Below are 10,551 nucleotides of genomic sequence, written 5' to 3'. Positions count from 1 at the left end.
TATATTTTATCCTCTGTTAATAAAAGAAAATCGACCTCTTTTCCTTTTTTGTCCCTATAATAACACACGTGATCTTTTGGATCTGAATGTATGTAAATTATGTTCCACAGCCGATTTTTGACAAGTCATTTATAAATAAGACAAAATAAAATTGACCAGTTATTTATAAAGGAGCATATTTATTTTTGACAACTATTATATACCGTTTAGAGAGCAATTCCTTCTTTACATGCTTCTTGGACAGTGCCTATTTCATTTCTCTTTCTTTCAAACTCTTCGGGCGTGTAGCAAAATGCTTCAAGCCTATAAATCCCATCCCAGAGGTCCTGCACTAATCCCATCCTCTTGATAAAATTGATACCTTCAAAATCTTTACTAACAATGATTATATCATAGTCACTTTCAATTAAGTTGTCTCCCCTAGCTCTTGAACCAAAGAGGAGAACTAACTCAGTGTTAAACTCATTTTTTTATCAGCCTGACCAAATCATCTAAAGTTTCAGCTCTTTCTCTATCCAATTTAGGACTCCCTTGCACCTTCTAAACGTTCAGCCGCCATTTTTTCATCATAAATCTTGTAAGGAAGCTCATCTGTTGCATCAGGATATCTTGACATCAAATAATCCATACTGAAATCCCTTAATTTACGGATAATAGAATCTGGTGCCCCAATGGATTTAAACATGACTGTCCAGAGGCCGGAACGTTTCAATAACAGGGATGTGAACAGGAGTATTATGGGGCCGAAAGGGGTGCCTGGTATGGATTTCAATAGAACAGGCCAGAAGAGATGGGAAATATGAGGCAAGGCGGGATGCAAGGGTCAAATTTGCTCAAGGAAAGATTTTTTGCAAATGAGAAGTTTAGCCAGATGTATCAGGAAAAATATGGTGAGCTTTCAAAGGAAATATACTGCGATGATTCGCTTGTAAAAGAAATTGAATATATTGCCAAAGTATTCGCAGAATATAATAAGAGAGAGGTTTTGTTATTAGGGTGTATTCTAAAGTGGATACGTGATAAAAAGTCTTAGATAATATTAAAGATGCGATAGAACACTATCTATAAATACAATTATTTTTATTGGTGGGCCTCCAGCAATATTTGGCTCCTACCAGTATGCGTCTTCAATTGTCCCTACCCCTTCACCCAGGTCACTTAAAGTAAATGTATTTTTATCATCTTTTATGGTGAGTTCTTTAGGTATTATAGCATATTGGATATAAACTTGAGAGCCGCCACCTTTCATGTCATATCTATTTGTTGCATAGATCTCTAAAACAGCCCTTACATGTTTGTTCTTTTCTACGCCCTCGATGATCCAATTGCCACCTGTTCTCGACACTTCAAGTTTTGGATTATTCAATCTTATTGTGATCTGATTTTTCGTGTCGAAGAATTTTATAGATTTGTGGAGAAATGTATGTGAATCTTTTCCTGTCTTAAGGCAAAAAAACGAAAAGACAGAATGATTCTTGAAAACAATCCTTGCCCAATGAAAAGGCCCAAAAGGTGCAACACCGACTACTTTCTGGAGATGTGCAGTCCCTTTGAATTTTTTTCCAAGTACAGTGCCGCTGGCATCTGAAAATACGTCTACCCAGCCCATGCCCAAAGGAGGAAGAAACACCCCATACGCATCTTTAGTTTCAATGAAGTTTCCATTTTTCATTTTTAGATTTATCAAATTCCCTAGAGTCATTAGATAGTTTGGATAAGAACCGCTGAATACCATTTCATTACCAGAAATTTCAGAAGTAATTTTGTCTTTCTGGAGTATTACATTTGTATTAGTGTCAGCTAATTTATGTAGCTCATCACCATCGTATATCCAGCCAGAGGTCACTGCTAGGACTTCATCCTCACTCATTTCATTGAACTTCATTTCCTTGCGATTAAAAAGCATTTTTTTCCCATGCTTTCTAAATATTAGGAGCGTGATCTGCACAGGTCTTTCGCCGTCCTGCCCAAAAAAAAGAAACCACCAGTATTCTTTACCTAGCGGTGGTAGTTTTTCAATGGCAAACATTGCCCGATTCAAGAGCATCTCATTTACATCTGCCCCGTTTATATGTGATAAATTTTTTATGAGATTATAAGTCTTACAAAGTCCAGTGATTATCCCCATTATTTCCGTCTCACTTTGTTTTCTAAATAGGAATAACTCAAAACAGTTGTCAGGGCAAAGGATAATCTAACTAAATTAAATACGCCTTTAGTATTGCCCATCTGCTTAAGTAAAGATATATTCTTTGATGCGCTGAACATAGAATAATTGTCTAATGAATTCATCATTTCTCTTAAATCAACATTAATGTCTATTGTTGTATAGTCCGCTTTTTCTGAGGTAGTTTTTATTTGTTCGACTTTTTTACTTGATGTTTTAAATATATAACTTGCCGATTTGTCTTCATATTTTAAACTAATCTGTATTACTTGAGGCCCTAAAATCCTCAATAGCTTTGACATTTCTATGGCCTCATCCATAAATACTTTGTTAGATTCATCTTTTTCAGCGTCTATAATCGCATCCAAGAAAATTGCAGAGTGCTCTACCATTTTTTCTTTTCTTAAATCATGGCCTGCATTGTTGAGAAATTCTAGCTTTGAAAGAAGGTCATGAACAAAAACTTTTAACTTCTTTTTCTGCCCAGTTTTTATCTGTAAAACTTTAGCCTTATCCAGTAGGACATCTAAAGTCCAAAATCGAAACATGCAGTATGTTTGTAGATATTCTAATTTCTCAGGCGTTAATGAATTTATATGAAAGACGGAATGCATTTCATCATATTTGGTCCAATCTTCTTCAAAGATAAGGCCATCTTTTTCTAAGTTATCGTAAAATTCTGTTTTTGGAAATGGTGTTGCAATACCAAACGCACAGTTCAATAGCCCTATCTTTTTAGCATATACGGGAAATTGTTTTATGTCTTCTTCAGTCTGGTCAGGTAAACCAATTATAAAAGTTCCAGTAGCCTCCGCACCGTTCTCCCTCAATATTTTAACTGCATTCTGTTGATTATCAAGAGATATATTCTTATTTACACGATTCAAATCTGTTAGACTTGGGCTCTCAAATCCCATTTCGTAATGAAGGAAACCGCTATCACACATTTTTTTGACAAGTTCTGGATTTTCTACAATGCTGTCAACTCTTGTCATGACAGAAAAGATTATGTCTAATTTATGTTTTTGTAATAAATCACATAATCTATCTATCCTTCTAGAACTACATATAAAATTTGGATCTGTCACAAAAATACGTAATGGTTTTCCTTTGTGAAATGATACTATTTCCAGTATCTCTTCCATGATGTTCTCAGGGGACCTAAATCGTACCTTTCCTCCACTCATATAAGGCTCACAGCAAAAACTACAGTCGGCGTAGCATCCACGTGACATCGTAATTACATCTCTTTCTCTACCTTCTTTATTTTCTTGGGCCCTATAACGATGTCTTCTAAGATACCTTGCAGGGAAAGGTAATGAATCTAAATCCTTTATTATTTGCCGATCAGGATTGTTAATTATTTGGCCTTCTTTTTTATATGATATTCCATGAACGCTTTCAGGAACTCCTTTTTGCACAAGTTCCTTCATTGCAAGTTCGCCTTCCCCTCTCACAACCATGTCTATGTAGGGGCTTTCTAGTAATTCATTGAATATAGCGGTCGGATGGTAACCACCGATTACAGTTGTAATATTGTTATCTTTGGCAATTTTTGCAAGATGCAGACCTTTTTCATGGTCTGTTGCAGACATGGATATTCCAATCAAATCAGGATGATATTTATCAATAAAGTATTGTAATGGGTGATTTTCAAGCTCCATATCGATTATCCAAACATTGTCGACTTCTTTTTCTATGGAGGCTGCTAGATATTCCAATCCAATAGGGACCAAGTCCGCCAAGTGCCCTATTCCTGACTTCCCCTCTGGCTTTACCAGTAAAACATTTCTATATACCATAAAAATCACGATGAATATTTTTTCTATAGATTATGATGACTTAGTACATTCAATTTTTATATGAAAAAGCTCCATATATAAGAAATACTCACTTCAAATTAATTTATAAAGATACCCAATATACTATAGAGGTCTTATATCAAAATACTATTATTGTTTGCAGGTTTTTTATGATGATTAAGAGACATATTGACATAATTAATAATTTTGACCGGTCATTTATTACTAAGACAAAATAAAAGAGAAAGATAAAATAAATGGTAGTTTAGTTTATACCCTAGTTTTTATCTTGATTTTTCTTTAGAATTTTTTGTATTTTATCTACAGGCACTACACTCTCGTAAATAGTAACGTCGTCTATATACCATCCTCTATGATTATTATTTATATTGTCTATTGTGTCAAAATAGAATATTACCCTGCTAACTCCGGGATAATGCCTTAAATTAACTGTATGTTTAACCCATACTCCTGGCACATCGTATCCTCCAGAACTGTAATATCCATCCTCATCGTCTGGATCTTCTTTTGGATTTAGCTGTAAAAAAAGGTATTTTGTTCATGTTGATTATATGCAATTAATTTATTTATAAGAATAAATACAAGATAATTATAGAAAATATAGGATAAAGTAATCTTAAAATTGATCGATATATTCATCTCTATCAAAAAACGATTTAAATATAAAATGATTTAAGATGTTGATATGGATACAAATCTTAACAAAGAACTAGAGTTAATAAAAAAAATTAAAGGATTTGAACACGTTAGATTCATTTTTCTCTACGGTTCAACTTCTACAGGTAATGCAAATAAGAATTCAGATATTGACCTCTGCATCTACTATGAAGGCTTAGAAAATGAAGCATCTAGATTCAGATTAAAAGTTTTATCAGAACTATCAAGCGATAAATACGACGTAAAGATCTTCCATCAACTTCCACTTTATATTAAGAAAGAAGTTCTAAAGGGCATATTACTTTATTCAGATGATACTACTTTTGTTCATGAGGTAGCTCTGGATACTATTAAGGATTTTGATTATTTTAAAAGATTTTATTATGACTACATAGGGCTAGAAATGATAACATGAGAAAAGAAATTATTTTATCCAAAATAAGTGAAATTGAAGAAAGCGTTCCGTTGATAGCTGAAAATATGCCAGAAGATTTTGATAAGATTATAGAAAATATAAAAATAATAATAGACCGTTATTAATCAAATAACTTCTTAATGCTCTTCTCATAGGGGGGCTTTAATACGCCTCTTTCAGTGATTATCCCTGAGATATATTTTGCAGGTGTCACATCAAAAGCAGGATTGAAAACGTCTATGCCTTCAGTTGCAATCCTCTTGCCGCCTATATGGGTCACCTCATCCTTGCTCCTTTCCTCAATAGGTATATCCTCGCCCGTTTTTGCCTTTGGGTCAAAAGTTGATATGGGTGCTGCTACATAGAAAGGTATGTTATTTTCTTTGGCCAATACCGCTACCTGGTAAGTCCCAATCTTATTTGCTGTGTCCCCGTTCATTGCAATCCTATCTGCCCCAACTATTACCTTCTGAATCAATCCTCTCCTCATAGAGATACCTGCCATGTTATCGCATATCAAAGTCACGGGGATCCCGTCTTCCTTTAACTCCCACGTTGTGAGTCTTGCACCCTGCAAAAGAGGTCTTGTCTCATCAGAGTAGACCCTAATCTTCTTACCTGCTTCAACTGCAGCTCTAATCACCCCGAGTGCTGTGCCGTATTCGGAAGTTGCAAGTGCCCCGGCGTTACAATGTGTTAGGACTCCGTCTCCAGTGGAAATAAGGGGGTGCCCGTATTGCCCCATTTTCCTATTAATTTCCGCATCTTCCTTCCTTATCTGTTCAGCCTCTAAAATAAGCTCATTTTTGATTTCTTCGATGGATTTATTTTTGATGGCTTCAAAATGCCCCATCATGCGCTCTACTGCCCACATGAGGTTTACTGCGGTGGGCCTAGCATTTTTTATCTTCTCGCCTTCAATAATTACTTTGAAGAATTCATCTTTATTATTTCCTTTATAGCTTAATGCAGCTAGAACGATGCCATATGCCCCGGCAACACCGATGGCAGGTGCTCCTCTAATAGCTAGAGTCTTAATGGCAACTTCCAATTTTTTGACATCGGTGCATGAGACTATTTTATAATCGCCTGGCAAGAGCGTCTGGTCGATATATTTGACCTTGTTATCCTCAAAAAAGATAGTTTTTATCATTAATATGACATCCTAAAAAGGTTTAAATACTCCATAATCATTGGCTATAAAAAACTAACGAGACCCAATATGATCGAAATTACTCCGCTTTTGATATTTAGCATCATCTGGTTTATACTGCCGCCTTACATTGCGAATATGGCGCCCGCTGTTTGGGGAGGGGGCCCTCCAATTGACGGGGGGAGGCTCTTTTATGATGGTAAAAGATTATTTGGCAAAGGTAAAACCATTAAAGGCGCTTTTGTGGGAATTCTTGCTGGAATAATAATAAGTCTGTTGCAGCATATCGCACTTCCCTTTCCATCTTTTGGATATGCCATCTTGAGAGGATTTTTAATGGGTGCAGGTGCAATTGGCGGAGATATTGTTGGGAGCTTTGTAAAAAGGAGAGTAAATATTGAAAGTGGGAATTCTGCCCCTTTGCTTGATCAGCTTGACTTTATGATTGGTGCAATAATATTGGTAGCACCTCTAGGACTTCCTTCTTTTGAAGTTGTCCTTCTATCTATCATAATAACTCCTTTCGTACATTTTGTGTCTAATGTTGTATGGTATCTTGCCGGGAAAAAAGAAGTTTGGTGGTAACTAGACTCTTCTTGCAAATGACAGATAGCCTGTGTGGCCAAGCATTCTAGTTCTTGGCCTTGTGCCTTTTTCCTTTACCTCGTATTCTCTTATAATAGACTCGATTGTTTTAACTTCGGAATAATCGTATTTGGATACTTCTCTTCTGAAATCAATGACCTGCTCAATACAGGGAGAAAACGAGAATATGAATCCACCCGCCCTTAAAGCTTCATAGGCGTGGCCAACAACTCTATACGGCTCTGGGAGATCAAGAGAAACAAGGTCAACGTCTTTCTCGTCTATCCCTTCATAGATATCCTTTAGTTTAAACTCCACATTTCCTTTCCCATATGTGTCTAGATTCTCTTTGGCCACCTTTAGAAAGCGCTCATTTATATCATAAGAATATACTTTTCCAGGAAAAACTGTATAGGATAATAATAACGTCACTGCACCTGACCCGGCACCTGCTTCAACTACTGTATCGCCTGCGGATATACCGGTGTTTGCAATAATCTGGCATGCGTCGTCTGGATTAATAGTTTGGGGCATCTTTTTCATCATGTAAATATAATCAATAATGTTTGGCTTTATTATAGAAAAATTCTTTCCCATGTGAGATTTAATCTTGTCGCCATAAGACTTCCCAACTAATTCAGAGAGATCGAGCTTTCCAAGATTTGTATGGAATATCCTACTTGTAACTGTAATTAGATATTTTTTCCCCCTGGGGTCTAATAATAGAATCCTATCGTTTTCTTGTATCATATGAATTCACCCTTTGAAATCAGATAATAGGCTGCCATTAATATGAAAGCACCAGCTATTGATATAATTATTAGAGGCTTTGAGTTTCCAAATATTATCGGAATTGGACCTATTAATAATACTCCGCCGGTCTCAATGCGGCCCTCTGGACCGCCTCTAAAAGAGGAGAGAATTGCCCCAGAAAAAATAAGCATGATGCCTAGTAGAATAACAATAAATCCTACTATAATAAGCCTGTCAAAATACATGATACAAAGTTATTTAAATAGTTCTTAAGAGTTTTCCTTTGGGGAGAGAATTTATGAAGGCCGTCGAAAAAATTTTTGATAGGATTGATGTTACAAATTATAATTACAAAAAACTGATAGTATTCCCTTTAATTTTAGTATTGGTATCAGTTATAATTCTTTCAACAGTTGGAGTCAATTTAGGTGTTGACCTAAGAGGGGGAACACTTGCAACAGTTCAGGGCGTAAAATACACGCCTGAAATTCAAGATTATCTTATCACGAATCTAGGTGATTCAAATATAAAGGTGAGGTCAATTTTCAGCCCTCTTACCGAAGGATTTGTTGTAGAAACTGGACCTGATGTCGACTCTGCCAGATTAATCAGCTTGCTCAATCAGAGATATCCGGACGTTGCTATAAGTGTGCAGAACATTGGCCCCTCTCTCGGCGCATCATTTTTGAAGCAGGGGACTCAGGCGATTTTATTTGCATTTCTATTTATGGCCATTGTTGTCTTTATCGCTTTTAGGATGCCTATACCGTCTGCAGCAGTTGTATTTGCGGCTTTATCTGATATGTTAATAGCTCTCGCATTTATGTCTATTGCGGGGATTGAACTTTCAAGATACACCATAGCTGCAGTTTTGATGTTGATTGGTTATTCTGTTGATACTGATATTCTTCTTACGGCAAGGGTGGTGAAAGAAAAGGGAGATGACATAAACGAAAGGGTAAGAAGCGCAATGAGAACTGGACTTACAATGTCTGTTACTACTCTTGCTGCTTTGACAGCGCTTTTCATATTCTCCACTTCTGAGGTCTTAGATGACATTGCAATCGTATTAATATTTGGTCTTATAGGGGACCTTGTCATGACATGGCTCTTCAATGCAGGGATATTGAAGTGGTATGCATTGAGAAGGCAGAAAGGGGTGAACTAAATGAATAAGATCCTAAAGAACGGCAGAGTTCTATTATTAATAGTTGCAGTGATATTTTCAGCTATAGCAATTAACTTTAATGGCATATCAACAGGTCTTGATCTTGAAGGAGGAACACTTGTTACTCTGGAACTTGATAGGGCAGTTGCAACTGACGTAATGGAAGATACAGTTACAAGACTCGAGCTAAGATTAAACAGGCTTGGTATATCAGATGTTAGTGTCAGACCGTGGGGAGAATCTAACATAATGGTTGAGGTTTCAGGTACTTCAGCAGAGAAGGAAGAAAGCGTCATTAAGATCCTTGAAGAGCAGGGTGTTTATGAAGCAAGGATTGATGGAGTAGTTGCAGTAAGAGGATCAGATATTATTAGGGTCGACCCACCGGAAGTCAGACAATCTGGATATGAAGGAATAAACTGGAATGTGCCTTTCACAATCACAAAGGAAGCGGGGCAAAACTTTGCTGACGTTGCCAAAGGCAAAGGTGGATACCCAGTAGACATGTTTCTTGACAGGCCTGCAAATTCAGTGATAATAATGAATAAAGCGATGTACAACTCACTAACTGGGTTACCATCTGACCTAAATCTATCCGGGCTTGATTTAAATGTTTCAATACCCCAAATAGAAAACGCGTTTTCACTTGAAAAGAGAATTGGGGACGATATTAAAATATTGACTTTTGCAAACAGCTCAGAAATTCCTTCACTTTTGAAGGATTATGTAGGAGATAAGGAGAGGGTAATCGTTCTTGCAACAGAAGATGAGGTTGGAAGAGACATCTACACTCAGATAATGGGAATGGGATTCAAAACTCAAAGAGAACTCAGGGCAGCAAATGAGAATCAGGCAGACTATTTCAGGAGGATAGTCGGGCTAATGAACTCCCCCATACTCTCAGAAAATCTTGCCACTGGTGAGGCATCGGCTACACCTTCTTATGTAATCCAAGGAGTTGCCGCAACTGTAGAAGAAGCTAATAAGGAAACTTCAGAATTAAAGATAATTCTTCAGTCTGGGGCTCTTCCTATTGCAACAAGCATTGTTGGAAAGAGCTTTATTTCGCCCACCCTTGGTTCAGAATTTATAAGACAGGTTCTTATAGCAGGGCTTGCCGCACTTATTGCAGTTGCAGCAATTGTTTTCATAAGATACAGGAAAATCTACATTTCTTTGCCTATAATACTAATATCTTTCTCCGAGGTAATTATAATATTGGGAGTTGCTTCAGTTATACACTGGACAATAGATCTTGCAGCTATGGCCGGTATAATTGCCGCCATAGGGACAGGGGTAGATCATCAGATAGTTATTACAGATGAATCCATTATGGAAAGAGGTGGAGAAAAGAGAAAACGAAAGAGTATTAAAAAGAGGGTCGAGCATGCCTTCTTCATAATATTCACATCAGCATTTACTACAATTGGAGCTATGGCACCTCTTGCATATCTGAGTTTGGGAATGCTTAGAGGATTTGCAGTTACTACAATAATAGGTCTTTTGATTGGAATAACAATAACAAGGCCTGCTTACGGCAATATAGCAAAAATTTTATTAAAAAATCAATAATCTAAATGTCCATATTTAGATTTTATTTTTAATATATCTGTTTTTTCTACAAAGACTCCGATTAGGAAGCCTATTCCAAAAAAGAATAGGAGAAGCATGAGACTTATTTCAATATTTGAAGTCAAGAATAGATTAATTGTGTACATTTCAATTCCAGTTAAGCATCCGAGGGCAAATACAATAAATGATTTGGCCATTACAGCTTCCTTGGTTTCAGATTTAGTGGGTATCTGGTGCCTAGTATCTTCTATAAGCCTT

12 protein-coding genes and 1 pseudogene are annotated in these 10,551 nt (G+C 36.6%); 5 read left to right on the top strand and 8 right to left on the bottom strand.

Annotated elements, in window-relative coordinates; translation table 11 throughout:
* Window positions 1-206 precede the first annotated feature (206 nt).
* Window positions 207-467 (bottom strand): annotated as a pseudogene (locus tag KO464_06435) (nucleotidyltransferase domain-containing protein).
* 332 nt (window positions 468-799) lie between these two features.
* Between KO464_06435 and KO464_06430 the strand changes: the two are divergent.
* Window positions 800-1,033 carry a hypothetical protein gene (locus tag KO464_06430; GenBank protein ID MCC7573009.1) on the top strand — a complete coding sequence of 78 codons (234 nt, stop codon included), beginning with the start codon at window positions 800-802 and terminating at the stop codon, window positions 1,031-1,033.
* Window positions 1,034-1,111: 78 nt separating this feature from the next.
* Here KO464_06430 and KO464_06425 read toward each other — a convergent pair whose 3' ends face one another.
* The 3 genes from KO464_06425 to KO464_06415 form a co-directional block, all read right to left on the bottom strand.
* Window positions 1,112-2,128, bottom strand: a complete 1,017-nt coding sequence (locus tag KO464_06425) for a hypothetical protein (GenBank protein MCC7573008.1) — start codon at window positions 2,126-2,128, stop codon at window positions 1,112-1,114.
* Window positions 2,128-3,969 carry a B12-binding domain-containing radical SAM protein gene (locus KO464_06420; protein ID MCC7573007.1) on the bottom strand — a complete coding sequence of 614 codons (1,842 nt, stop codon included), beginning with the start codon at window positions 3,967-3,969 and terminating at the stop codon, window positions 2,128-2,130. The genes KO464_06425 and KO464_06420 overlap by 1 nt, the downstream gene beginning before the upstream one ends.
* 277 nt (window positions 3,970-4,246) lie before the next feature.
* Complete coding sequence (locus tag KO464_06415; protein ID MCC7573006.1) at window positions 4,247-4,447, bottom strand: hypothetical protein; 201 nt, start codon at window positions 4,445-4,447, stop codon at window positions 4,247-4,249.
* Window positions 4,448-4,675: 228 nt separating this feature from the next.
* Here KO464_06415 and KO464_06410 point away from each other — a divergent pair, with 228 nt between their 5' ends.
* Window positions 4,676-5,062 (top strand): nucleotidyltransferase domain-containing protein, encoded by a 387-nt coding sequence (locus tag KO464_06410; GenBank protein MCC7573005.1) that lies wholly within the window; start codon window positions 4,676-4,678, stop codon window positions 5,060-5,062.
* A 121-nt stretch (window positions 5,063-5,183) separates the two neighbouring features.
* On the opposite strand, the gene mtnA is transcribed toward KO464_06410, so the two are convergent.
* Window positions 5,184-6,212, bottom strand: coding sequence for an S-methyl-5-thioribose-1-phosphate isomerase (gene mtnA, locus KO464_06405; protein MCC7573004.1), 1,029 nt, complete (start codon window positions 6,210-6,212; stop codon window positions 5,184-5,186).
* Window positions 6,213-6,284: 72 nt separating this feature from the next.
* On the opposite strand from mtnA, the gene KO464_06400 reads away from it, so the two are divergent.
* Window positions 6,285-6,800 (top strand): CDP-2,3-bis-(O-geranylgeranyl)-sn-glycerol synthase, encoded by a 516-nt coding sequence (locus KO464_06400; protein ID MCC7573003.1) that lies wholly within the window; start codon window positions 6,285-6,287, stop codon window positions 6,798-6,800.
* On the opposite strand, the gene KO464_06395 is transcribed toward KO464_06400, so the two are convergent.
* Entirely contained in the window at window positions 6,801-7,550 is a 750-nt protein-coding gene (locus KO464_06395) for a tRNA (adenine-N1)-methyltransferase (protein ID MCC7573002.1), read from the bottom strand.
* On the bottom strand, window positions 7,547-7,798 hold the full coding sequence (locus KO464_06390; protein ID MCC7573001.1) for a DUF131 domain-containing protein: 252 nt from the start codon (window positions 7,796-7,798) through the stop codon (window positions 7,547-7,549). The genes KO464_06395 and KO464_06390 overlap by 4 nt, the downstream gene beginning before the upstream one ends.
* A 53-nt stretch (window positions 7,799-7,851) precedes the next feature.
* On the opposite strand from KO464_06390, the gene KO464_06385 reads away from it, so the two are divergent.
* Window positions 7,852-8,721: a protein translocase subunit SecF gene (locus tag KO464_06385; GenBank protein MCC7573000.1), complete on the top strand. Its 870-nt coding sequence runs from the start codon at window positions 7,852-7,854 to the stop codon at window positions 8,719-8,721.
* A complete protein-coding gene (locus KO464_06380; protein ID MCC7572999.1) occupies window positions 8,722-10,293 on the top strand; it encodes an MMPL family transporter in 1,572 nt (523 codons plus the stop codon).
* Here KO464_06380 and KO464_06375 read toward each other — a convergent pair.
* A partial coding sequence (locus KO464_06375) for a hypothetical protein (GenBank protein ID MCC7572998.1) occupies window positions 10,287-10,551 on the bottom strand: 265 nt, incomplete at its 5' end. The two genes, KO464_06380 and KO464_06375, sit on opposite strands and share 7 nt — an antisense overlap.

The sequence above is a fragment of the Methanofastidiosum sp. genome, assembly GCA_020854815.1.
GTDB lineage: Archaea > Methanobacteriota_B > Thermococci > Methanofastidiosales > Methanofastidiosaceae > Methanofastidiosum.
The sequence above is the reverse complement of the archived record's forward strand: the minus strand, read 5'-3'. Positions and strand labels throughout refer to the sequence as shown.

Coding starts and splice junctions, on each gene's coding strand:
- KO464_06400 (MCC7573003.1), top strand. CDS start 6,285: ATGATCGAAATTACTCCGCTTTTGATATTTAGCATCATCTGGTTTATA.
- KO464_06380 (MCC7572999.1), top strand. CDS start 8,722: ATGAATAAGATCCTAAAGAACGGCAGAGTTCTATTATTAATAGTTGCA.
- KO464_06395 (MCC7573002.1), bottom strand. CDS start 7,550: ATGATACAAGAAAACGATAGGATTCTATTATTAGACCCCAGGGGGAAA.
- KO464_06420 (MCC7573007.1), bottom strand. CDS start 3,969: ATGGTATATAGAAATGTTTTACTGGTAAAGCCAGAGGGGAAGTCAGGA.
- KO464_06430 (MCC7573009.1), top strand. CDS start 800: ATGAGGCAAGGCGGGATGCAAGGGTCAAATTTGCTCAAGGAAAGATTT.
- KO464_06410 (MCC7573005.1), top strand. CDS start 4,676: ATGGATACAAATCTTAACAAAGAACTAGAGTTAATAAAAAAAATTAAA.
- KO464_06425 (MCC7573008.1), bottom strand. CDS start 2,128: ATGGGGATAATCACTGGACTTTGTAAGACTTATAATCTCATAAAAAAT.
- KO464_06385 (MCC7573000.1), top strand. CDS start 7,852: ATGAAGGCCGTCGAAAAAATTTTTGATAGGATTGATGTTACAAATTAT.
- KO464_06390 (MCC7573001.1), bottom strand. CDS start 7,798: ATGTATTTTGACAGGCTTATTATAGTAGGATTTATTGTTATTCTACTA.